The 23,683-nt window shown below is 75.0% G+C and carries 13 protein-coding genes; 12 read left to right on the plus strand and 1 reads right to left on the minus strand.

Going from position 1 to position 23,683, the window contains the following annotated elements:
- From ACIQG9_RS15330 to ACIQG9_RS15350, 5 genes are all read left to right on the plus strand, one after another.
- Positions 1-4,956 carry a hypothetical protein gene (locus ACIQG9_RS15330; RefSeq protein ID WP_400402219.1) on the plus strand — a complete coding sequence of 1,652 codons (4,956 nt, stop codon included), beginning with the start codon at positions 1-3 and terminating at the stop codon, positions 4,954-4,956.
- Positions 4,953-9,650: a hypothetical protein gene (locus tag ACIQG9_RS15335; RefSeq protein ID WP_400402221.1), complete on the plus strand. Its 4,698-nt coding sequence runs from the start codon at positions 4,953-4,955 to the stop codon at positions 9,648-9,650. Before ACIQG9_RS15330 ends, ACIQG9_RS15335 begins: the two co-directional genes overlap by 4 nt.
- Complete coding sequence (locus ACIQG9_RS15340) at positions 9,647-11,566, plus strand: hypothetical protein (RefSeq protein ID WP_400402224.1); 1,920 nt, start codon at positions 9,647-9,649, stop codon at positions 11,564-11,566. Before ACIQG9_RS15335 ends, ACIQG9_RS15340 begins: the two co-directional genes overlap by 4 nt.
- 64 nt (positions 11,567-11,630) lie before the next feature.
- Complete coding sequence (locus ACIQG9_RS15345) at positions 11,631-13,505, plus strand: hypothetical protein (RefSeq protein WP_400402226.1); 1,875 nt, start codon at positions 11,631-11,633, stop codon at positions 13,503-13,505.
- Positions 13,506-13,539: 34 nt separating this feature from the next.
- Entirely contained in the window at positions 13,540-14,535 is a 996-nt protein-coding gene (locus ACIQG9_RS15350) for a peptidoglycan-binding protein (protein ID WP_400402229.1), read from the plus strand.
- A 73-nt stretch (positions 14,536-14,608) separates the two neighbouring features.
- Here ACIQG9_RS15350 and ACIQG9_RS15355 read toward each other — a convergent pair whose 3' ends face one another.
- Entirely contained in the window at positions 14,609-16,207 is a 1,599-nt protein-coding gene (locus ACIQG9_RS15355; protein WP_400402231.1) for a beta-1,3-glucanase family protein, read from the minus strand.
- A gap of 272 nt (positions 16,208-16,479) precedes the next feature.
- On the opposite strand from ACIQG9_RS15355, the gene ACIQG9_RS15360 reads away from it, so the two are divergent.
- From ACIQG9_RS15360 to ACIQG9_RS15390, 7 genes are all read left to right on the plus strand, one after another.
- Positions 16,480-18,021 carry a ricin-type beta-trefoil lectin domain protein gene (locus ACIQG9_RS15360; protein ID WP_400402234.1) on the plus strand — a complete coding sequence of 514 codons (1,542 nt, stop codon included), beginning with the start codon at positions 16,480-16,482 and terminating at the stop codon, positions 18,019-18,021.
- A gap of 305 nt (positions 18,022-18,326) precedes the next feature.
- Positions 18,327-19,895 (plus strand): LLM class flavin-dependent oxidoreductase, encoded by a 1,569-nt coding sequence (locus ACIQG9_RS15365; protein ID WP_400402236.1) that lies wholly within the window; start codon positions 18,327-18,329, stop codon positions 19,893-19,895.
- A gap of 76 nt (positions 19,896-19,971) precedes the next feature.
- Entirely contained in the window at positions 19,972-21,036 is a 1,065-nt protein-coding gene (locus tag ACIQG9_RS15370) for a cobalamin-independent methionine synthase II family protein (RefSeq protein ID WP_400402238.1), read from the plus strand.
- Positions 21,037-21,296: 260 nt separating this feature from the next.
- Complete coding sequence (locus ACIQG9_RS15375) at positions 21,297-21,644, plus strand: Lsr2 family protein (protein ID WP_400402241.1); 348 nt, start codon at positions 21,297-21,299, stop codon at positions 21,642-21,644.
- A 172-nt stretch (positions 21,645-21,816) separates the two neighbouring features.
- Entirely contained in the window at positions 21,817-22,023 is a 207-nt protein-coding gene (locus ACIQG9_RS15380; RefSeq protein WP_400402244.1) for a hypothetical protein, read from the plus strand.
- Positions 22,024-22,148: 125 nt separating this feature from the next.
- Positions 22,149-22,907, plus strand: coding sequence for a neutral zinc metallopeptidase (locus tag ACIQG9_RS15385; protein WP_400402246.1), 759 nt, complete (start codon positions 22,149-22,151; stop codon positions 22,905-22,907).
- A gap of 121 nt (positions 22,908-23,028) precedes the next feature.
- A complete protein-coding gene (locus ACIQG9_RS15390) occupies positions 23,029-23,676 on the plus strand; it encodes an HAD family hydrolase (RefSeq protein ID WP_400402248.1) in 648 nt (215 codons plus the stop codon).
- The last annotated feature ends 7 nt before the right edge of the window (positions 23,677-23,683 follow it).

The following is a 23,683-nucleotide window of genomic DNA, read 5'->3' on the forward strand; positions in this document are numbered from 1 at the left end:
ATGGGTGGCCTCCGCTTCCTGCCCTGGGTACGCGACGGCGTCGCCCGACTCGTCTCCGAACCCGACCCGCTCGGCGGGGCGCTGCCGCACGCCCGCTCCGAGGTGGCGCTCGCGGTGACCGCGCACGGCACCGGCCCCGCCGGGGTCGAACCGGTGGACGTCGTCGGCACCACCACCGCCCTGCTGCACGGGCCGGGTGACGTGACCGGCCTGGACGGCCAGCAGATCATCCGCAGCCACCCGGCGGCGGGCGCGGACAACGTCGACGTGACCCTGTTCGCGGCGGTCGAGTTCGACCGGCCCGACCTGCCCTGGCTGTACACCCCGGCGAAGCCCGACCCGCAGGGCCGGCTGCGTCCCTGGCTGGTGCTCGTCGTCGTGCCGGCGGGTCCGCAGGGCCGGCTGGACACCTCGGCGGGGCAGCCGCTGGCCCGGCTCGGCACCACCGTCGGGCAGCTTCCCGACCTCGCCGAGTCCTGGGCCTGGGCGCACGCCCAGGTGCTGGTCCTCGCCGAGGACGAGAACGTCGCCGACATCATCGCCGACGCGCCGCAGCGCACCCTGTCCCGGCTGATCTGCCCCCGGCGGCTGGCCCCGGACACCGACTACCTGGCCGCTGTCGTACCGGCCTTCGACGCCGGCGTGCGGGCCGGGCTGGGCCTGCCGGTCGACGCCGGTCCGCTGGTGCCGGCCTGGGGCGCCGGCTCACCGGCGGCCGACCCGCAGGCCCCGATCGTGCTGCCGGTCTACCACCACTGGACCTTCCGCACCGGCCCGGACGGCGACTTCGAGTCGCTGGCCCGACGGTTGCGCGGCCGGGCCCTGCCGGCGGACGTCGGCCGGCAGCCGGTGGACATCGGCGCCGCCGGCGGCGGCCTGCCCGACCTCGAACCCGCCGGCGTCGAGGGCCGTTCCGTGTTGGCCTTCGAGGGCGCGCTCGCCTCGCCCAGCATGACCCCCACCGTCTGGCAGCCGGCCGCCGCCGGACCCTGGCAGGCCCGGATGACCGAGCTGCTCGCCCACGTCGAGGACTGGCTCACCCCGCCGCTGTACGGCGAGATCCACCGCCAGCAGGGACAGGTGCCACCACCCGGCGACGAGCCGCGCTGGCTGGCCGGGCTGAACCTCGACCCGCGCTACCGGGCGGCGGCGGCGCTGGGCACCCGGGTCATCCAGAAACACCAGGAGGACCTGGCCGCCGCCGCCTGGCAGCGGGCCGCCGAACTGTTCGAGGTCAACGAGCAACTGCGCCGTGGGCAGGCCGCCCGGGACAGCGCCGCCGCCCTGTTCGCCAAGCGGGTCGACCCGGCCGCACCGGGTACCGCCCTCGGCGACGACCAGCTCGTCGCACTGGCCCGTCCGGTGCACGACCTGGTCCCCGCCCCGGCCCCGACCGGGCTGGCCAGCGCCGGCGTCGCCCCCGTCGAGTCGCTGGACGAACTGCTCGACGGCAACGCCGGCGCCCGGGCGGCGACCAGCGCGCCGTTTCGCCGGTTGGCCCGTCCGCGCGGCCCACTGGCCCGCCGGCTGCGCCCCGCCGCGCCGGCACCGGCGGCGCTGCTGCGGCTGGCCGGCGGCGCGAGCCCGGTACCGCCGGCCCAGATCCCGGCCGGCGGCGTCGTCTTCGACGACCTGGTACCGCAGGAACAGGGCATCGCCCGGCTGACCCGGGGGATCCTCGAAGCGGCCGACCCGTGGTGGCACCCGGCCGTCAACCTGCTCCCGGCGCCCCTCGCCCGGGCCGCCGCGGACGATCCGGTCACCACGCTGGCCAGCAACGGTGGCGACCTGCTCGGCCCGGACCGGTTCTTCGTGGCCGCCGCCGACGGCCGGCTGTTCGAACGACGACGGCTCGACGGCGCCTGGACCTGGCGGGACCACGGCGCCCCGGCCGGCACCCAGGTGGTCACCTCCGGCGCCACCGTCGCCCCCGACCGGGTGTACGTGCGGACCCGCAACAGCCGGCTCTACGAGCGCCGCTACGACGGCGACCGGTGGGTGTGGACGGACTGCGGCAGCCCACCCGGTGGGACCGCCAGCCGGCCCACCGCCGGCGGCACCGACATCTACCTGCTCGCCCCGGGCGGCGACCTGTACCGCTTCGCCACCGTGGCCCGTACCTGGGTGTCGCTCGGCCGCCCGCAGCTCGCCACCGGCGAGCGGTTGTGGGGTTCGCCGCGCCCGACCCCGGCCGGCGTGTTCGTGGCCACCTCCGCCCAGCGGCTCTTCGTCCACAACGGGCAGTGGAGCCTGATCGCCGACGGTCCCGGCCAGCCGCCGCCGATCTGGGGTTCCCCGGCGGCCTACCACACCTTCAGCCACCCCCGGGCCGACGGCTTCGGCTACCTCACCCCGACCGGGGAGTTGGTCACCCGGGTGCCCGGCTGGGGCGGGATCGTCAACCACGGCCGGGTGTCCTTCCGCCCCCCGCTGGCGCAGAACCTGCGGATCGTCTCGCTGGGCCAGCAGACCGTGACCAGCGGCCACGACGAGGAGCCGGAGCTGCTCGTCCTGGCCCACCCCGAGGGCGACCCGACCGACCTGCGGCTGTACGGCCGCTACCAGTGGCGCAACGACGAGACCGGGGTCTACTCCTGGAACTGGGAGGAGATTGGCCGGCCGGCCAACGGGATCGCCGCGCACCGACCCGGCCCGGTCGTCGGCGACGACCGCGCCGGTGAGATCTTCGTCCGGACCGCCGACGGGCGGCTGGCCGCGTACACCTGGGGCGACCGGGCCGTCGGGTGGGTCGACCACGGCACCCCGGCCGATCCACGGGGCGCCGGCCCGGACACCGCCCCGGCCCCGGCCCACGTCCGCTTCGCGCCCCGGCTCGGCCTGCTCTCCTCGCTGCTGGTGTCGTACACCGTCGACGAGGGAGCCGGCAGCCGGATCCGTTCGCAGGCCGTCCACCACCTGGACGAGGCCGGCCTGCTGCGGGAGAACACCCTCACCGCGCCGGTGGCCGGACCGTTCACCGGGGTGACCGCATCGGCCACCTCGGTCACCGCCGCCACGCTCACCGGCAACCGACCGTCGCACCTGATCGCGGTGGCGGTGCTGGCCGGCAGCGCGCCCGGCACCCGCCGGCTGGCCTACTGGGTGGGCAGCGGGATCGACGGCAACGGCACCGCCACCGGCGGCTGGGCCGGCCCGTACGAGCTGCCGGATCCGGTCGGCGGGCACGCCGACGCGGTCGACGTCACCGTCGCCGACCTGGACGGCGACGGGTCACCCGAACTGGTCATCGGCTACGCCGTCAACGGCACCGACCCGGCGAGGGCCACCAGCCGGGTGTACTACCGGGTCGGCTGGGGGCTGGACGCGGCCGGCCGGGTCACCCGGGGCTGGACCGACTCGCTGCCCACGCCGTACACCTTCAAGGCGATCCACTCGGTCAGCGTCGACGTGGTCGACATGACCGGCGACCAGGTGCCGGACCTGCTGGTCTTCGTGGCCGGCACGGACGCCGCCGGGCTGCCGACGGCCCGGTACTTCACCGGCCGGGGCATCAACCGGCGCGGCCGGATCGCCGACCCGGGGTGGACCGGCCCGCTGCCGGTCGACGGCGAGGCCGCGGTGGCCGCCGGCGGCGCGGCGGGGGTCGCGGTCGTCGACGTCAGCGGCACCCGGCGTCCCGACCTGGTGGTGGCGCACCGCTCCCGGGTCGGGGTGCTCACCACCAGGGTCGGCTTCGACCTGGACCCCGACGGCGTGCCGGTGATCTGGAGCCCGCCGCAGGACATCCCCGGCGCGGCGGACGCGACGACCGGGCGTGGTTGCAGCATGCTCGTCGGCGACCTGCGCGCCGACCTGGTGGCGGCCCGGAGCACGATGGGCGACCGGTTCATCGCCGCCGCCGCGAACCACCAGGACCGGCTGGCCCCGGCCCAGACGTTGCCCAGGGACCCGAAGCCGCCACGGGTGCCGCTCGGCCCGGCGGCGGGCGCGGTGCGCGCCACGGTACGCCCGGAGACCGCGGTCGCCGGTGAGGTGCTGGCCGGGCTGAGCGTCGCCGGTGACCTCCTGGTCGACGTGCTGCCCCAGACCACCGACCCGCTGCGCCGACTGCTCGCCGGGATCACCTTCGACGTGCCCAGCTACGAGCTGCTGCGCGGGCTGTCCCAGGAGTACGTGGTGCCGAACCTGCCGGCGGTGGCGCCGGAGACGATGACCGCGCTGGCCGCCAATCCCCGGTTCATCGAGGCGTTCCTGGTCGGGCTCAACCACGAGATGAGCCGGGAGATGCTGTGGCGGGGCTTCCCCGCCGATCCCCGGCAGACCTGGTTCCGGCAGTTCTGGGACGTCCGTGGCGCGGTGTCGGCCGGCGGGCCGCTGACCGACATCCCACCGCTGACCGACGACGCCTGGCGCACCGGCCCGCTCGGCAGCCATCTGACCGCGGTCGGCGCCGCCGACGAGCAGTCCCTGGTCCTGGTCATCCGGGGTGAGGTGCTGCGCCGGTTCCCGTCCACCGTGGTCACCATGCGGCGGGCCCGCTGGACCGGGCCGCAGCGGCGGGAGCCGACCGGGGTGGACCTGCCGCCGATCTTCAACGCCTGGCTCTCCCCGGACCTGCTGCTGTTCGGCTTCCCGTTCACCGCCGAACAGGCCCGGGGCGCGACCGACCAGGCGCACGGCGACCCCGGTTACTTCTTCGTCCTGCGGGAGCAGCCCACCGCACCCCGGTTCGGTCTGGACATCGAGCCGGCCGACCGGCCGGCGTCGGGCGCCCCGGTCTGGGCCGGTCAGCACTGGGACGACCTGCACTGGGGTGACCTGCCCGCCGGGGCGCGGTTCCTCTCCCCGTACGCGCCGGGCTTCCCGGCCACGCCGGTGGACGGCGCGGTGTTCGGCCGCAACGCCGCCGACATGGCCCGGGTGGCGCTGCAACGGCCCGTCATGCTCGCCCGCCACGCCAGCGACCTGCTGCTCACGCCGGAGACCCAACCATGACCGTCACCCCCCGCCCCGCCGGCACCATCTCCGTCCCGCGGGCCACCCGGCCGTCGCTGGCCGAGCCGCCGGCCACCCCGACGCCGCTGTCCGACGCGCTCACCGGCACCCCGTGGACGCTGTCCACCGGATACCCGCTGGCGCTGCTGCCGGTCCGGCTGGAGACCCGGTTCGACGGTGCCTCCCTGCGGATCCGGGTCTATCCCGACCAGATCCACATCGACAGCCACGAGCCCCGGCTCACCGACGACGAGGTGGCGGCCGGCGAGGCGTACTGGCGTGGCCCGACCGCCGACGGCACCGCCCTGGTCGACGGTGCCGCACCGACCGGCGTCAGCCCGGCCGGCGACCCGCTGCCGGCCGGACCGGGTACGGAGGCCTGGACCGAGCTGGTCCGGCGGTTCGGGGAGACCCGGGCCGGCTGGATCGCCCGGGTGATGGAGCCCGACCCGGTTACCGGCGACCTGCCCGATCCGCTGCGCCGGCCGGCGCCGTGGTGCGAGCCGGCCCGGGTCCGACTGCTGCCCACCCGCTGGTACGCGGTGGGCCGCACCACCGGCAACACGCTGTTCACCGGCATCTCCCCACCGGTGACCCGGGACCTGGCCGCCGGACCGACCCCGGTGCTGCCCGACGCCCCGGTGACCGGCACCCCGGTCGGGGCGGGTGGCGCCCAGTCACCCCCGGCCGACGAGGGCATGCGCTGGATGGTCGACTACCCGGCCGCGGTGGCCGCCGGAATGGCCTTCGCCGTCGACGTGCCCACCGACAGCGCCGGCCGGCCCCAACCGGTGGACCGCCTGCTGGTCTTCGGTGTCGACACCGACACCGCCCCGGACATCTCCGCCGCCCGGCTCGGCCGGCTGCTGGAGGCCCACGCCGCCACCGACGGGCTGGCCTTCCTGCCGCCGGGCACCCCGACCAACAACACCGAGACGGTCACCGTGACCGAGCGTCCCCCGGTCGCCCGGGTCACCGGCACCGACGCGGTACCCGGCGGCACCGGGGCGCCGGACGAGAACGCCGCCGCCCTGGCCAGCCGGGCCCTGGCCGTACCGCTGCGCGCCGCACCGGCCGGGTCGCCCACGACCGCGCCACCGGCCGACGACCTGGCGACCGTCCGCCGTCGGCCGGTACGCGCCGACGCGCCGACCGCGCTGGCCCGTGCCGCCGCCGCCGACCGGGACGAACGGCGGATGGCCCGGCTGGTCCGGCGGGCCCTCTGGCCGGCCGGGCCGGGCAGCATGCTGCGGCACCTGCTGCCGGTGGCCACTCCGGACGAGCAGCGCAGGCTGCGCGCCCACTTCGTCGAGCACCTGCACCCGGAGGGGCCGTTGCCCACCCTGCGGATCGGTGCGCAGCCCTACGGACTGCTGCCGATCGCGGCGCTGCGCCGCTGGCAGCCGGCCGGCCCCGCCGAGGCACGGGCGGTCCCGGTGCTGCGCGAGCTCTGGCGGCAGGTCTGGCTGGCCACCCCGGCGCCCCGGATCCGGCCCGGGCTGCCCGACCCGGAGCTGACCATGGTGGAGATCCTGGCCACCGACGCCCGGGTGCTGGAGGTCCGGGCCCGCAGCATGCTCGGCAACGACTACGTGAGCTGGCTGTGGCGGTTCGCCCGGCTCGAACTCGGCGCGGACTGGCGGCAGCAGGTCGTCGAACCCGGCCGGGCGCTGTTGGCCGCGCTCGGTCTGGGTGGCCCGGTCGATCCCCGGCTGTCCCTGGCGGTCTTCGCCGAGGGCGCCTTCGCGCTGGGCACCCCGCTGGTGGCCGCACCCGGTCCGGCCCGCGCCGACCGGATCCGGGCCTACCTCGACGCGCTCGCCGTGGTGGGCCTGCGTGGCGACCAGATCCCCGTCGCACCCGCCGCCGACGGGCCGGTGCCGCTGTTCCACCGGCTGCTGCGGGCGGCGCTGATCGCCGAACACTCGGCCGCCGCCGACCTGCTCGCGCAGGCCGCGGGGCTGCCGGCCGCCGCCGAGATCCCCGAGCCGGAACTGGTCGACGTCCGACCGGGCGAGGTCACCCCGACGCTGCGTCGGCGGCTGGCGGTCACCGTGCCCGGCACCGGCGGGCGGAGTGTGGGCGAGTACCTGGCCGCCGAGGCCGGGGACGACGACGCCCGGCACCGGGCGGCCACCGCCGACCTGCGCGAGCTGCGCGGCGTGCTGGAGGACCTGGCGACCGGGCTGGACACGGCCACCCTCGACCCGGACGACCTGGACCGGTACGTCGCCGGCACGCTCGGGCTCGCCGCGCACCGGCTGGACGCCTGGGTCACCTCGCTGGCCAGCACCCGGCTGGACCGGCTGCCCGCCACCCGGCCGGCCGGTACGCCCGACGGGCTGCACGTCGGCGCGTACGGCTGGCTCACCGACCTGCACCCGGCGCCGCCGCCCACCCTGGTCGACCGGCCCGCGCACGTGCTGGACACCAGCGTGCCGGCGAGGCTGGTGGCGGCCCCGGCCGGCGCGGGTCACGTGCACGCCCCGTCCCCGGCGCAGGCGGCCACCGCCGCCGTGCTGCGCAGCGCGTGGCGCTCGCACGGCGGCGGCGACGACAACCCGGTCGCGGTCGACCTCTCCTCGCGCCGGGTCCGGCTGGCCGGGCAGCTCCTCGCCGGCATGCGCGACGGGCAGGCCCTGGGCGAGCTGCTCGGCTACCGCTTCGAGCGCGGCCTGCACGACCATCCGGACGGCCCGCTCGACCAGTACCTCCCGCTGTTCCGCCGGCTGGCCCCGGTACGCGCGCACCGGGTCGACCCGGCCGAGGACGGCGGCCTGCCGAGCATCGTCGACACCGTCGCGTCCACCGCCGTCGCGGACGGGTTGGAGCTGCACCGGCTGCACCGGGCCGGCGCGCTCGCCGGCGAGCTGGCGAAGCTGCCCGGTGCCGCCCGGGTCGCCGTCGGCGAGGTGCTGGCCGAGTTGGCCGACCACGCCGACGCGGTCGCCGACGCCCTGCTCGCCGAGGGCGTGCACCAGCTCGCCGTGGGCGACATGGACCGCGCCGCCGCGGCGGTGGACGTCGCCTCCGGCGCGGCCGGCAGCCCGCCGGAGCTGCACTTCACCCGGACCCCGGCCAGCGGGGTGACCGTCACCCACCGGGTCGCCCTGCTGTTCAACCTCGACGCCCGGTTCGCCGACCGGCGGGTGGACTGGCCGGCCGGCCGGTCCGCGCAGCCCCGGATCATCGGCGCGGCGGTCGACGCGTTGACCGCCGCGCTGCTGCCGCCCGCCAACCGGGTGTGTTGGCGGATGCGCTGGCACGCACCCGACGGCGGGGAGGTCACCGACCCCGTCGAGGGCAGCCTGGACTTCCTCCAGGCGGCGGCGGTGGACCACCTCGCCGCACCGCCGCATCCGGGCGTGCCGTCCGGCACCGACCTGGACCGGCGGATCGAACTGGTCGCCTGGAGCAGCTTCGCGCCGCCCCGGGTGACCCCCGACTGGCGGTTGGAGCTGGACTACGACCGGAACCCCGACTGGCCGGCCTCCCGGGTCAGCCTGGCCGAGTTCCTGTCCGCGGTCGCGGCGCTGCGTGACCTGTTCGGCCGGAGCCGGCAACTGCTCGCCGCCGACCTGGGCACCGAGTCCGACGCGCCGGTGCAGGTCGACCAGACCACCCGGCACGAGGCCACCGAGCTGTGGCAGCTCGCCCGCGCCACGGCCGGCGACCTGCGTCCCACCGGCGGCCCGGACGACCCGGCCGGGGGCGGGGCCACCGTGCGCGGCGCGCTGCGTACGGCCGCCGGCTTCGGCGTGGTCGGGGTGTTCCCGCCGCCGGACAGCGGTGCCGCCGTGGCGGAGGCCGGCCGGTCCGCCGGCGACGAACTGGCCCGGCGGATCGCCGCGCACTGCCGGCTGATCGCCGAGGCCCGGGGCACCGTCCCGTGTCCGCTGGACGGCTGCGACTGTGACCCGGAGACCGACTTCGACGACCCGGGCGCGTCACCGGAGGCCCGCCGCGAGCTGCACGTCGCGCGGGTACGGGCCCTGCTCGGCGCCGACATGCCGGTGCTGTCGGCCAGCCGGGCCCCCGATCCGGCCGCGCTGGCCACCGCGCTCGCCGCCAGCGACGCCCTCCAGGGCGGCTCGCCCCACCCGGTACGGCGCTGGCTGGCCCGCTACGGTCGGGTCCGCCCGGCGGTGGCCCGGTTGCAGGAGGCGCTGACCCACGCCGACGCGCTCGACGCGGGCGGGGTGGTGCGGGTGCCGTCGCGGGTCCGGGTCGCCCAACTGCCTTTCCAGGCCGACGACCGGTGGGTGGGTGAGGCCGCGCCGAAGCCGGACAGCCAGCCGACCTCGCTGGTCCTGGTCAGCCTCGGCGACCTCGACCTCACCCAGCCGGTGCACGGCCTGCTCGTCGACGAGTGGACCGAGGTGGTGCCGGCCGCCCGGACCCGGACCGGCCTGACCTTCGAGTACGACGCGCCGGCCGCCGCCGCTCCCCAGGCGGTGCTGTTGGCGGTCAGCGCCGACGGGACCACGAGCTGGCAGCCGGCGGGCCTCGCCCAGGCCGTCGAGGAGGCTCTCGACCTGGCGATCGCCCGGGTCACCGACCTCGACTCGCTCGGTGCCGGCGGGCAGTTCCTGCCCGCGTTCTACCTGCCGACCAACGTCGCCGAGGCGGCGACCACCACCGACTTCGTTCCGGACGCGGCGCCCGCCGTGCCGGGTGAGCAGGAGGGCCGATGAGCCACCCCGGGCACGATCACCAGTCGGCGTCGGCCGCGCCCCCGGCCGCCGCGCCGGATCCGTCCGCGTCGGTGACGACCTGGACCCGGCTGGAGCCGCGTACCCGACGGGGCGACCTGAGCCCGGCCTTGGAGGCGCGTACCGCCGATCCGCTGTGGCTGCTCGGCCGGCAGTGGCAGTTCGGCGAGTTCACCGGAGAGGACGCCGGTTCGCCGGTGGTCGCCCGGGTGCAGGCCGAGGTGACCCCGTTCATCAAGTACCGCCCGGGTGCCGCCTCGGGCAGCACCATCGGGCTGCCGGCCACCATCCCGCTGGAGGCGCTGGCCGAGCGGGAGGGCGCGGCCACCGCCGTCGACCTGCGCCTGGCGGCGGAGACCGGCCAGCAGTTCCTGCGGCTGCTGGCCGAGGCCGGTGCCGGCGAGCTGGGACCGGCGGTCGCCGGCCGCTACCGGATCCCCGCGGTGCCGCCGGACGCCCCGTCGGCGGCCGACCCGGCCACGGTCGGCTACCTGCGGGTGGTCGCCGGTCGGGTGCCGCACGGCGACCTGCTGCTGCGGGCCTGCGCGGCCGGGACCGTCGAGTCCGACGTGCCCGTGCCGCCGGCGCTGACCGGCGCGGTGCGGACCGCGATCACCGGCTGGCTGGCCTGGCTGGGGGTGCCGCCCCGCCCGCCCGGCCCACCCGGCGGGTACCTGCTGCAGCTACCGGCGGTCATCTCGCCCGGGGTCGACCCCCGGCCGGCGAGTCCACCGTGGCCGCCGGCGGACTTCCACCCGCTGATCAGCACCGCCGGGCTGGAGGACACCGCCTGGCAGCGGGAGCGGATGGAGTACGAGTTCGCCGTCGCCGCCGCCGGGTCGGCCGGTGAGCTGGTGCTCGCCGCCCGGGAGTACGACGGTGACCGGCTGGACTGGTATCACTTCGACCACGCGCCCGGTGACACGTTGCAGGCGCAGCCGACCAGCGAGGAGCTGGTCCGGACCACCCTGCCCACGCCGGTCGGTTACGCCGGGATGCCGGCCACCCGGTTCTGGGAGATGGAGGACTCCCGGATCAACCTGGCCCAGGTCGGGGCGGGCGCCGGCGACCTGGCCCGGATGTTCCTGATCGAGTACGGCCTGGTCTACGCCAACGACCACTTCATCGTCCCGCTGGAACTGCCGGTCGGCTCGGCCACCCGGATCCGGTCGCTGATCGTCACCGACACGTTCGGCACCGCGACCCTGGTGCCGGCCGCACCCGGCGGGCGCGGCTGGGCGTTGTTCCGGCCGTCCGGCGCGGTCACCGACGGGCCCGCCGACGTGCTGGTCCTGCCCGCGACGGCCGCCGCCACCCTGGACTCCGAGCCCATCGAGGAGGTCCATTTCGGCCGGGACGAGATGGCGAACCTGGCCTGGGCGATCGAGCGTACGGTGACCGGCGCGACCGGCCGGGCCATCGACCGGAGCGCGCAGGTCGCCCGGTCGGCCGTACCGCCCCGCCCGCCGGTGCCCGATCCGCCGCCGGTCGACCCGGCGACCGGACGCCCGCTGACCGTGCCCGAGCTGTCCTACGCGTTCGCCACCACGGTGCCGGAGAACTGGGTGCCGCTCGTCCCCACCCCGCTGCCCGGCGACCCGACCGCGGTGCGTCTGCGGCGGGTGCCGATCCAGCAGCCGACCCGCGACGGACCACCGGTCCCGGTGCTCGGGCACAGCCGGGTGCTCGACTGGCGGCCCGGTCCGGGCGGCGCCGGGGTGGTCGAGCTGGCCGTCCCCGAGGAGGAGATCGGCCGGTCCGGGGTCCGGGTGCTCCGCCGGTGGCAGTTGGCCCGGGGCGTGGACGGCTCGGTGCACCTGTGGCTCGGTCGCTCCCGGCACGCCACCGGCGGTGCCGTGTCCAGCGGTCTGCGCTACGACGCCGTGGAGCCCCGATGAGCCTCGCCACCCCGGCGGACGCCCCGCCCGTACCCACCGATCTCGACCTCGCGCGGAGAAACCGATGACGATCAACTGGAAGAACAACGTGCCGTTGCCGATGGCCCGGCCCCGCTACTACGACCACCAGTACCTGCGGGCCGCCGACCTGGCCCAGGCGGTGGACTACCTGCTGTCCCGGCAGCACCTCACCGCCCGGCTGCGGCAACCGGTCGGCGTGGTCAGCGGCCTGGAGCTGAGCGCGACCGGGAGCGACGTCACGGTCGCCGAGGGCGCGGCCGTCGACGCCGACGGGCTGCTCATCGTGGTGCCCGGCAGCCGGCGGCTGAGCCCGCCCGGCGACGGCACGTTCCAGGTCACCCTGCGCTACCTGGAGACGCTGACCGACCCGCGCAACGAGGGCGGGGTGGCCGGCGAGACCCGGTGGACCGAGGAGGGCCGGCTGGAGCTGACCAAAGCCCCGGCGGCCGACCCGGAGCGCACCATCGTGCTCGGCCAGGTGGTCAGCAGCCGGGGCGTGGTGACGGTGCAGAGCACCGGCCGGCTGGTCGCCGGGCTGCGGATGCCGGTCGGGGCGATCGTGCCGGCCGTCGGCAACTCGCCGTCGGCCGGCATCCAGTTCCCCGCCAACCCCGGGGGCGGGGTGGGCGACGAGGCGTTCATCCGCTACTGGGCGGCGGCCGGCGAGAACACCATCCTGCGGATCGGCAACAACAACGATCCCGAGGACGCGATCGCCTTCCACCAGGCCGGCGGGGACCGGCTGCGGATCAGCCAGAGCATGCTGCACCTGGGCAGCCTGGACGGCGCCGCCGTGCAGGCCGACCAGGTGGTCACCGGCCTCGGTTTCTGGGGGCCGGGCGTCCAGCACGCGCAGCTCTCCTTCCGGGCCGGGCGCGGCTTCGAACTGGTCGACCGCAGCAGCAACGCCCCCGGGTTGGGCTACCCGCTGCACAGCCAGCCGTACGCGGACCTGGAGGTGCAGGAGCTGCGGGCCGCCCGGGTCCGTGGCCGCGGCGGGCTGACCCTGATCAGCGACGGCCAGGTCGCGGTCAAGGCCGGTGCCGGGCTGACCGTGGTCAAGGAGTCCGGTGCCAGCGGGAACCTGACCGTGCAGGGCGCGCTCGGGGTGGCCGGGACCGTCAACCTCCCCGCCGGGGGGTATCTCGCCGGGGCCGGCCGGCTGCACCTGAGCGGCCCGGAGCGGCTGTACCTGCTCAACACCCAGGGCGTGTACGTCGGGCACGGCGGCAGCACCGCGCCGACCGCGGGCACCCTGTCGGTGGAGCGGCAGGCCACCTTCGGCGGCGACGTGCAGGTCGACGGCTCGCTCAGCGTGAAGGAGCAGCGGAACTCGATTCCCGCCTGGAGCGGCGGGGGCGTCAGCACCTTCGACCTGTTCGTCGCCGGGGCGATGTACGCCGGCCCGGCCGGCGGCCCGTACCCGATCACCCTGGAGGCCGGCACCGGCAAGATCGTGGGCCGGACCAAGCAGTTCGTCATCGACCACCCGCTCGACGATCCGGCCGATCCGGACCGCCGGCTGCTGGTGCACGCCGCGCTGGAGGGCCCCGAGAACGGCGTCTACTACCGGGGCGAGGGGCGGCTCGTCGACGGCGTCGCCACCGTCGACCTGCCCGCCTACTTCGAGGCGCTGACCCGGCTGGAGGGCCGCACCGTCCAGCTCACCCCGGTCTTCGAGGACGACGAGCCGGTGTCGCCGCTGGCGGCGTCGCGGGTCGCCGCCGGGGAGTTCCGGGTCCGCACCGTCGACGGTGCGAAGGCGTCGCACGCCTTCTACTGGCAGGTCTCGGCGATCCGTGCCGATCTCGAACCGTTGGCCGTCGAGGTGCCCGCGGCGCAGCACGCCCGCCGGGCGGCCCCGGCCGACGTCGACCCGACGCCCGCCGCCGTGCCGGCCACCCCCACCGCCGCGTGACACCGCACCGGCGGTCAGCAGACAGGAGTACGAGATGGACGCGGTGATCGATCAGGTCGACGTGGGTCCGGTCCCGGAGGACGACGATCCGGGCAGCCGGATCGGGGAGGCGGTCGAGTACGACCTCTTCGCCGCCGAGGAGGAGCCGCCCCCGGAGCCGCCCGCGCTCGCGGCGTACCACCTGGCGCCGACGCTGCGGCTGCTGCGCGACGAGGTCGACCGGCGCTGGCCGCATCGGGACCGTGCCTCGGACGGCTGGATCGGGGACGCCGCCCACCAGGCCGGCACCTCCGACCACAACCCGGACGCGGACGACCGCTCGGTCAACGCGCTCGACATCGACCGGGACGGCATCGACCCGGCGCTGGTGATCCGCAAGTGCATCGCCCACCCGGCCACCCAGTACGTGATCTTCGACCGGACGATCTGGAGCCGGACCCGGGGGTTCGCCCCGGCCCGGTACACCGGCAGCAACCCGCACGACAGGCACCTGCACGTCAGCGTCAGCCACCAGCCGGCCCTGGAGCGCAGTGACCGGAGCTGGGGGATCCTGGCGGCGCCGGTGCCGAAGCTCGGTGACCGGGTGCTGCGGCGCGGCGACCGGGGCGGCGACGTCCGCGAGTTGCAGGCCGTCGCCAACCGGCTGGGCGCCAGGCTGGCGGTCGACGGTGACTTCGGGGCCGCCACAGAGGCGTGGGTGCGCACCTTCCAGCAGGCCCGGAAGCTGGCGGTGGACGGCGTCGTGGGGCTGCGTACGGTGGCCGCCCTGCGCGAGGCGACCAGGCCCCCCGCGCCGACGCCGCCCAAGCGGACGCCCGGCTCGCGCACCCTGCGCCGGGGGACGAGCGGCGACGACGTGGCCTTCGTCCAGCGGTTCGTGGGGGAGCGGCGGTGTGGCCGGGCGACCGGCGGCTTCGACGCGCGCACGGAGGTCGGCGTGCGGTGGTACCAGGGCCTGCGCGGGATCACGGTCGACGGGGTCGTCGGCCCGCAGACCTGGCGGCAGATGCAGGTCACGGTCAGCTACTGAGCGGCGGGGGCGCGGCGGTCGTCGAGGACCGCCGCGCCCGCGCGGGGTGCGGTGCGCACGAGGGCGCGGTGGGTCAGCCGCGCCGCCACTTCTGGTTCGCGCCGCCGTTGCAGTCCCAGAGCTGGAGCACGGCGTCGTTGTTCGGATTCCAGTCGGCGATGTCCACGCACTTGTTGGCCTGCGGGTTGACCAGGTCTCCCGCGCCGTTGAGCACGAACTGCTGGGCCGGGTTGCCGCTGCAGGTCGCGATCTGGATGGCCGCGCCGTTCGCGGTCGAGCCCCAGGCCACGTCCATGCACTTGTTGTTCTGAATACGCAGGGTGCCGTCGACGAAGGTCCACGCCTGGTTGGTGCCGCCGGTGCAGTTCCACACGATCAGGCGCTGGCCGTCGTTGAAGTTCCAGTTCGGCACGTCGATGCACTTGTTGTGCCAGTTGCTGACGACGGCGCTGGTGGTGCCCGGCGGGTTCGAGGGCCCGCCCGCGCCGAACGGGGTGAGCGTGATGCCTGCGGCGCGGGGGTCGCCGTCGTGCACCAGCGACTCCTGCGCCTGCACGTCGTCGAAGGCGAAGCCGTACGCCTTACCGTCGGCCATGTTGGCGTGGATGATCCGCGAGTAGTGGTTGGTGATCGTGCCCCGGTAGAAGTCCGCCGGCCCGCCGCCGGGCTGGGTGTCGATGGTGCCGAGCGTGCCACGGTGCAGCGCCGCGCAGAGCGTCCGGGCGATCGGCCCGACGACCTGGTCGTTCGGGGCGGCCAGGTTGCCGTCGCAGCCCCACACGTTCGCGCTGGAGGGCTTGTTGAAGGAGGCGACCTGCTGGCCGGAGGTGTTGGTGAAGGTCATCACGTTGCCGGCGGTGCGCCCGAGGTACCTGGTGTTCGGTTGGTCGGTGAACGGCACCACGGTCAACGTCTTGCCGGCGTAGGCCGCCCACGCGCTGGTGATGTACGGGTCCAGGTAGGTGGTGCTGAACAGCCCGGCGTCCGCGGCCTTGCCCGGGGCCAGCACCCGCAGCACCGTGCCGTCGGCGCGGGTGCGTACGGTGTTCGCCCAGCCGGCCTGGGCCCGGATCTGGTTGATCACGTTGTCCCGGCCGTTGGAGAGCAGTTCGCCGGTCTTCTTGGTGGCGCCGTTGGCACCCGTCACGGTGACCGCGTGCGGCACCGCGAACATGTCCACCTGCGAGCTGTTGAGCCACAGTCCCGCGTCGTTGTAGGTGAACTCGCTCCAGTCGAACAGGATGTTCTGGTTGGGGTCGCCCGCGGCCCAGGGGGCGGGCTGCACGAGGCCGCCGGGCGCCAGGAAGAACTTCAGCTTCTCCCCGAGGGACATGTAGACCCGGCCGGAGAGTCCCCGGGGAAGCTGGATGGTGGTGCTGGCGCCGTTGCGGGGGCCGGCGATGGAGACGTCCGGCGCCGGGGCGGGCGGCAGTGATCCGGCGCCCCAGGGGGTGAAGGCGCCGGCGGAGTTGACGTAGCCGAGCCGGCCGGTGCTCAGGTTGACGCCGAGCACGTACAGGTAGACGGCGTCGCCCCGGCCGGTGTTGTTGGTGACCGTGAACGGCAGCAGGTTGGGCCCGACGGCCTGGGCCGGTGGCGGTGCCGCCGCGACGGCCGTCGCCGCCAACATGAACGCCGCGAGGGCGTGGAAGAACCTTCTCTTGGTGGACACGGACGACTCCTCCGCTTCGGGGTGTGGACAGGCGCGCGCTCCGCTCCGGGGAGGCACTGACGGTGGTGGCCGGTCGCCGGAACACGCGTCGCTGAGAGCGCTCTCTCAGAATCCTTGCCAGCTCGATGGGTGTCAATACGTGCTGGTTGATGGCGTCGCGGGTGGCCCGGCTCCCGGCGGCTTGCGGATATTGACATCCGTCAGTCGATTAGTAAGGATTGTTGCTTGAGAGCGCTCTCGCGCCCGAGTCAATCCACCCTGGAGGGTGCACTATGATCCGCGAACTGGGTGTTGTCCTGGGGGTCGCGACGCTCGTCACCGCGCTGGCCTCGGCGCCCGCCGACCGCGCGTCGGCCGCCCCGGCGCCCGGCCCGGTGTCGTCGGCCGCCGCCGACCCGTCAGCCGACCTCCCGGCCGGCCAGCGGGCCGCCCTGCGCCGCGACCTCGGCCTGACCGACGACCAGATCCGGCAACGGTCGACCGTCGAGGCGGGCGCGCCGTCGATCGAACGGCGACTACGCGCCGAGTTGGGCACGGCCTACGGCGGGTCCTGGATCGCCGCGGACGGCACCACCCTGGTGGTCGGGGTGACCACCGCCGCCCGCGCCGCCCGGGTCCGCAGCGCCGGCGCCCAGCCGCAGGTGGTCCGCTGGAGCCAGGCCGACCTGGACCGGACCAAGGCCGCCCTCGACCGCCGGGCCGGCCGCGCCGGGGCGACCGTGCACTCCTGGTACGTGGATCCGGCGAGCAACAGCGTGGTGGTCCGGGCCGCCGACACCGCGACGGCCCGCGCGTTCGTCCGTACCACCGGCGCCACCGCCGACGCGGTGCGCACCGTGCCCAGCGCGCAGCCGTACCGCCCGGTGTACGACGTCCGGGGCGGCGACCAGTACGTCATCAACAACAGCGTGCTGTGCTCGGTCGGGTTCGCGGTCGCCGGTGGCTTCGTCACCGCCGGACACTGCGGCGGCGTGGGTAGCAGCACCAGCGGCAGCGGCGTCGCGCAGGGCACCTTCCGGGGCTCGTCCTTCCCGGGCAACGACTACGCCTGGGTGCAGGTCAACTCCTCCTGGGTGGCCACGCCGACGGTGAACACCTACAACGGCGGCACGACCAGCGTGGCCGGCTCCGCGGAGGCGGCGGTCGGCAGTTCGGTCTGCCGCTCCGGCCGGACCACCGGCTGGCGCTGCGGCACGATCACCGCCCGGGACGTCACGGTCAACTACTCCGGCTCCCTGGTCTACGGGCTGGTCGCCAGCAGCGCGTGCGCGCAGCCCGGTGACTCCGGCGGCTCGTTCATCTCCGGCAACCAGGCCCAGGGCGTCACCTCCGGTGCCGGCGGCGACTGCAACTCCGGCGGCACCACCGTCTACCAGCCGGTGAACGAGATCCTCGGCGCGTACGGGCTCGCCCTCACCACCACCGGGGGTGGCGGCGCCAGCCAGATCATCGGGTACGCCGGCAAGTGCATCGACGTCCCCAACTCCAACGCCACCGACGGCCAGTACCTGCAACTGTGGACCTGCAACGGCACCAACGCCCAGCGGTGGACCTTCGCCGGCGACGGCACCGTCCGGGCGCTCGGCCTGTGCATGGACGTGGCCTGGGGGTCGACCGCGAACGGCGCGGTGATCCAGCTCGCCAACTGCAGCGGCAACCCCGCCCAGCAGTTCGTGCTCAGCGGCGCCGGCGACCTGGTCAACCCGCAGGCCAACAAGTGCGTCGACGTGCAGGACTGGAACAGCGCGGACGGCGCGCGGCTGCTGCTCTGGGAGTGCCACGGCGGCGCCAACCAGAAGTGGCGGCGCGGCTGACGGTAGGTCCGGTCGGGTCGGTCGGCCTCGTCGCCGGCCGACCCGGCCACCGTCCGTCGCCACCCGTCCACCTGGTGCCGACCCCGGTCCGGCCGGCCCGGTCGCGCCGTCGGACCTGGTGCCGGCCCCGGTCCGGCCGGCGCGGTCGCGCCGTCGGTCACCGCCCTACCCGCTTCCGTCGGACGAACCGCCGGCGGGCGCTACCGTGACACGGGTCGCCCCGCACCGCGCGCCGCGACCGCACCGGCGGGCAGTGCCACGACGGGCGAGCCGGACGGTACGAGGGGACAGGTGGCGGCAGCGTCATGACCGACTACGGACACCAGCTCATCTTCGGTGGCTTCCTCACCCCGGACGCCGGGGAGCCGGAGCAGGTGGTCGCCCGCGCGAAGCTCTGCGAGCAGGTCGGCCTCGACCTGGTCACCTTCCAGGACCACCCCTACCAGTCGGGCTTCCTCGACACCTGGACGCTGATGTCGTACCTGGCGGCGGCGACCAGCCGGATCCGGCTCGCCGGGAACGTGCTGAACCTGCCACTGCGGCAGCCGGTGGTGCTGGCCCGCAGCGTCGCCAGCCTGGACCTGCTCAGCGGCGGCCGGGTCGAACTCGGCCTCGGCGCGGGCGCGTTCTGGGAGGCCATCGAGGCCAACGGTGGCCGGCGGCGCACCCCCGGCCAGGCGGTGGACGCGCTGGACGAGGCGATCCGGATCATCCGGGAGGTGTGGGCCACCGACCGGCGGGGCGGGGTCCGGGTCGACGGCGAGCACTACCGGGTGGTCGGCGCGAAACGCGGGCCCGCCCCGGCCCACCCGGTGGGGATCTGGGTCGGCGCGTACAAGCCGCGGCTGTTGCGGCTGGTCGGCCGGGCGGCGGACGGCTGGCTGCCGTCCCTGGCGTACCTGCCGAACGGGCCGGCGGAGCTGGCCGACCTCAACGCCCTCGTCGACGAGGGCGCGGCGGCGGCCGGGCGGGACCCGGGCGCGGTCCGGCGGCTGCTCAACATCTCCGGACGCTTCACCCGCACCCGGTCCGGCTTCCTGGACGGCCCGCCCGAGCAGTGGGTGCAGGAACTCGCCGGCCTGGTCCTGGAGCACGGCATCTCCGCGTTCATCCTGGGTGCCGACGACTCGACCGCGATCCAACTGTTCGCCCAGGAGGTCGCGCCCGCGGTGCGCGAACTGGTCGACGTCGAGCGCGCCGCGCCGGGTACCGGCACCACGTCCGCCACGGCGCGGCGGGAGGCGATCCGGGCCGGCGGTGCCAGCACGCTCGCCGTCACCCCGACCCCCGACCCCGGGGTACGCCGCAGCAACCACCAGCTCTGGGACGAGTCGACCCGCCCGGTCGCGCCGCCCGCCCCGGCCGGGCACGTCTACACCCCGCACGGGCAGGCCGTCGGCGGGCACCTCGTCGACGTGCACGACCACCTACGGCAGGAGTTGACCCAGGTCCGCGACCTGCTGGACCAGGTCCGCCGTGGGGTGGTCTCGGCCGGGGACGCCCGGGGTGTGCTCAACCGGATGACCATGCGGCAGAACGACTGGACGCTCGGGGCGTACTGCGCCGCGTACTGCGCGGTGGTGACCCAGCACCACGGGCTGGAGGATAACTCCGTCTTCCCGCACCTGCGCCGCGCCGATCCGGGGCTCGGCCCGGTGCTCGACCGGCTGGAGCAGGAGCACCTGGTCATCCACGACGTCGTGGAGGGGGTCGACCGGGCCCTGGTCGCGCTGATCCGCGAGCCGGGGGACCACACCGGGCTCCAACAGGCGGTGGACGTGCTCACCGACACCCTGCTGTCCCACCTCTCGTACGAGGAACGCAACATCGCCGAGCCGCTGGCCCGGTACGGCTTCTACGCCGGACAGGTGTGAGCCGGCCCCGTCGGCGGCGGAAGCGGACCGGGACGGCCATTGCATTGACTTGTACGCCTGTCTATCTTTCTGGTGCATGAGTCTTCCTACTGAACCGATCGGCAGCATGCCTCGTTCACCGGAGCTCCTCGCCGGCCTCGCCGACCATGCCGCAGGGCGGCTGGACCGGGTGGCGCTGGACGTGCTCTACGACCGGGCGGTGCAGGACACCGTCACCCGCTTCGAGAAGCTCGGCTCGCCCGTGGTCACCGACGGCGAGCAGCGCAAGCCCAGCTTCGCCACGTACCCGATCGACGGCCTCGACCACCTGGCGCCGGACGGCGTCGTCATCCCGTTCGCCGACGGACACACCCGGCAGTTGCCCCGCCTGACCGGCGGGCCGTTCCGTTACGCCACCCGATCGGCGGAGTACCTGCGGTCCGCGCAGCGGCACGCGAGCGTGCCGGTCAAGCAGGCGGTGATCGCGCCGTCCGCGATGAGCCTGCTCTACCCGCCGGGCGGCATCCCGGGGTACGACCAGGCGGCGTTCCTCGACGACCTGGTCGACGAGGCCGAGGCGGACATCCGTGGATCGCTCGACGCGGGCGCCCACCTGGTGCAGATCGACTTCACCGAGGCCCGGCTGTCGGTGAAGCTGGACCCGTCCAAAGGGATCCTGGAGTCGTTCGTGTCGCTCAACAACCGGGTCCTGGACCGGTTCAGCCCCGCCGAACAGGCCCGCATCGGCGTACACACCTGCCCCGGTGGCGACCAGGACTCGACGCACAGCGCCGACGTCGACTACGCGGAGCTGCTGCCCAGCCTGTTCGCGCTGCACGCCGGGGTGTTCTACGTGCAGCTCGCGAGCGAGCCCGACCCGGAGCGGGTGTTGCGGACGATCGCCGAACACGCGCGCCCGGAGCAGCGGATCTTCGTCGGGGTGACCGACCCGATCGACCCCGTGGTGGAGACCCCGCAGCAGGTGCGTGACCGGGTGCTGCGCGCCGCCGAGCACCTCGCGCCGGAACGGCTCGGCACCTGCGACGACTGCGGATTCGCGCCGTTCGGCGACGACGTGTCGACCTCGCGGGAGACCGCCTGGGCCAAGGTGCGGGCCCGCGTCGAGGGCACCGCGCTCGCCGCCGCGCAACTGGGGGTGTGATCCGGGTCGGTGTCACCGGCCCTCTCGACGATCGGCGGGCGGATCGGCCCCGCTGCCATGACGACCACGGTGGATCCGGCGCGGTGTCGGATCGGGTCAATGTCTTCAGTTAGTAACGAGATGTTGCCGAGAGTCACCGGCCATTATGGGTAGCCTGTAGTTCCACCAGCTCAATGGCTACCATATTCCACTACTGGCCTGCCATGTTGTTACGCTCTGCTGGTTTGACTCGTGGTCTTTTTCCGTTGAGGAGTAGCTATATGGCAAGGAAAGTCTTCACCGTACTGACTGACGACCTCGACGGTGGGACGGCGGACCGGACCATCGAGTTCAGCCTGGACGGTGTGGCGTACACCATCGACCTGTCCGATGCGAACGCCGGGGCACTCCGGAAGGCGCTGGATCCCTATCTCAGCGCGGGCCGGCGGATCGGTCGGGGCGTGCCGGACGGTGGGCGCGTCACCCGCGGCCAGACACGGTCCGGGTCCACGGCCGACAATCGGAAGCAGAGCAGTGAGATCCGCGCGTGGGCCGCCAAGAACGGCTACGAGGTCTCCGAGCGTGGCCGGATCCCGGTGTCGGTCGTCGAGGCGTACAAGGGTCGCTGAGCACCCGCCCGTTCCGCGCTACCCCGGCACCCGGCCGACGGCCGCGGTAGCGCGGAACGTCGAGCGGTCGCCCCCGGCGCACTGCTGCGCCCGGGGCGCGAACGCGCGGCGAAGGCCCGTCCCGTACAGCGACGGGATGGTCGGCCTCGTATCGGTGACCTACCCTGGTGTGATGACGACGATGTGGGTGGTGCTCGGGGTGGCCGTCCTGGTGACGGTGGGCTCGTTCGGTTGGGTCGCCTGGCGTGACCGGGCGCGGACCGCTGCCAGCGAGGAGCGGGCGGCCGGGCAGTCCGCCCTGGTGGACCAGCAGCGGTCCGAGCGGGCGCGGCACGCCAGCCAGGGCACGGTCGTCCACCGGGGCCAGGTCCAGCAATGACGGTGTCCGCCCGGCCGGCCGGGTGGATCCGGGCCGCCCATGGTCAGTGGGCCTCCGGCCGGGCATGATCGTTCCACGGTCGGGTACTGCCGACCGCATCGGCTGGAACGCCTGGGGAGGCAACGGTGACGGCACGCTGGGGACGTCGCTCGCACGGGCCGCTGTTCGCCGCGCTGGCCGCGCTGCTGGTGGCCGTCGGCTGCGCGGCCGGCGGGGTGGGGGACGACGGCGCGCGGGAGCCGGCGGAACCGGCCCCGCAGCGGTCCCGGCCGGCCACGTCGCCCGAGGCGCAGACGACCCGCGCCGACGGCACCACCAGCGTGGCGGAGTTCACGAGCGACATCAACGACGCCGTCGACATCGCCGAGCGCTACTGGACCGCCGAGTTCCAGGCGTCCGGGCAGCAGTTCCAGCCGATCCGCCGGATCCTGCCCTACCAGCGGGAAGGGGAGGTCTCCTGCGGCGGTCAGGCGCTGCCGCGCAACAACGCGGTCTACTGCTCGCAGGGCGACTTCATCGCCTACGACGTCAACTGGTCGGTGGCGGCGTTCCGGCAGGTCGGTGACGCGTTCGTGTTCTACCTGCTCGGCCACGAGTACGCGCACGGCGTCCAGGTACGCCTCGGCATCCGCGCCGACTTCACCATCCAGCAGGAGTTGCAGGCCGACTGCATGGCCGGGGCGTACCTCGGTGACTCGGTCCGCGACGGGACCCTGAAGCTCGACGCCGGTGACCTCGACGAGTTCCGGGAGGGGCTGCTGGCCGTCGGCGACGACCCGGACCAGCCGTGGTTCGCCGAGGGCTCGCACGGCACCGCCGAGCAGCGCACCGACTCGTTCTTCCGGGGCTACGAGAAATCCGTGGACGCCTGCGACCTCCGCTGAGGAACTGGTCACGTCCCGGCGGTACGCCGCCGGGCGGGCGACGGCGGGCTGGCAGGATCGCCCCGAGACCATTCCTGTCGACCGCCCGGAGGATCCGCTGAGCAGCCCACACCCCGCCGCCGTGCTCTTCGACATGGACGGCACCCTGGTCGACAGCGAGAAACTCTGGGACGTCGCGCTGCAGGAGCTGGCCGCCGAGTACGGCGGCACGCTCTCCGACCCGGCGCGCCGCGCGATGATCGGCACCAGCATGGCCGCGTCGATGCGTATCCTCCACGACGACCTGGGGCAACCCGGGCGGGACCCGCGGTCCAGCGCGGAGTGGATCAACAACCGGATCCTGGAGCTGTTCCGCACCGGGCTGCGGTGGCGGCCGGGCGCGCTGGCCCTGCTCCGGGCGGTCCGCGCGGCCGGCATCCCCACCGCGCTGGTCACCTCCAGCGGCCGGCCGCTGGTCGAGGTGGCCCTGGACACCCTGGGCCGGGACAGCTTCGACGCCGTGGTCTGCGGCGACGAGGTGGACTCCGCCAAACCGCACCCCGAGCCGTACTTGACCGCGGCCCGGCTGCTGGACGTGCCGATCGGCCGGTGCGTGGCGATCGAGGACTCCCCGACCGGGGTGGCCAGCGCGCTCGCCGCCGGGGCGGCGGTGCTGGCGGTGCCGGCGGAGGTGCCGCTGCCGCCCACCGACGGCGTACACCAGTTGGCGAGCCTGATCTCGGCGGACCTGGCGCTGCTGGCGGCGCTGCTCGGCGAACCGCCGGCCTGAGCGGGAC

Origin of the sequence: Micromonospora sp. NPDC092111 (genome assembly GCF_044755745.1) — a bacterium.
Classification (GTDB): domain Bacteria; phylum Actinomycetota; class Actinomycetes; order Mycobacteriales; family Micromonosporaceae; genus Micromonospora.

What these genes read in the sequence shown, in the direction of transcription:
- ACIQG9_RS15330 (WP_400402219.1), top strand. Translation starts at nt 1, where the DNA reads ATGGGTGGCCTCCGCTTCCTGCCCTGGGTACGCGACGGCGTCGCCCGA.
- ACIQG9_RS15335 (WP_400402221.1), top strand. Translation starts at nt 4,953, where the DNA reads ATGACCGTCACCCCCCGCCCCGCCGGCACCATCTCCGTCCCGCGGGCC.
- ACIQG9_RS15340 (WP_400402224.1), top strand. Translation starts at nt 9,647, where the DNA reads ATGAGCCACCCCGGGCACGATCACCAGTCGGCGTCGGCCGCGCCCCCG.
- ACIQG9_RS15345 (WP_400402226.1), top strand. Translation starts at nt 11,631, where the DNA reads ATGACGATCAACTGGAAGAACAACGTGCCGTTGCCGATGGCCCGGCCC.
- ACIQG9_RS15350 (WP_400402229.1), top strand. Translation starts at nt 13,540, where the DNA reads ATGGACGCGGTGATCGATCAGGTCGACGTGGGTCCGGTCCCGGAGGAC.
- ACIQG9_RS15360 (WP_400402234.1), top strand. Translation starts at nt 16,480, where the DNA reads ATGATCCGCGAACTGGGTGTTGTCCTGGGGGTCGCGACGCTCGTCACC.
- ACIQG9_RS15365 (WP_400402236.1), top strand. Translation starts at nt 18,327, where the DNA reads ATGACCGACTACGGACACCAGCTCATCTTCGGTGGCTTCCTCACCCCG.
- ACIQG9_RS15370 (WP_400402238.1), top strand. Translation starts at nt 19,972, where the DNA reads ATGAGTCTTCCTACTGAACCGATCGGCAGCATGCCTCGTTCACCGGAG.
- ACIQG9_RS15375 (WP_400402241.1), top strand. Translation starts at nt 21,297, where the DNA reads ATGGCAAGGAAAGTCTTCACCGTACTGACTGACGACCTCGACGGTGGG.
- ACIQG9_RS15380 (WP_400402244.1), top strand. Translation starts at nt 21,817, where the DNA reads ATGACGACGATGTGGGTGGTGCTCGGGGTGGCCGTCCTGGTGACGGTG.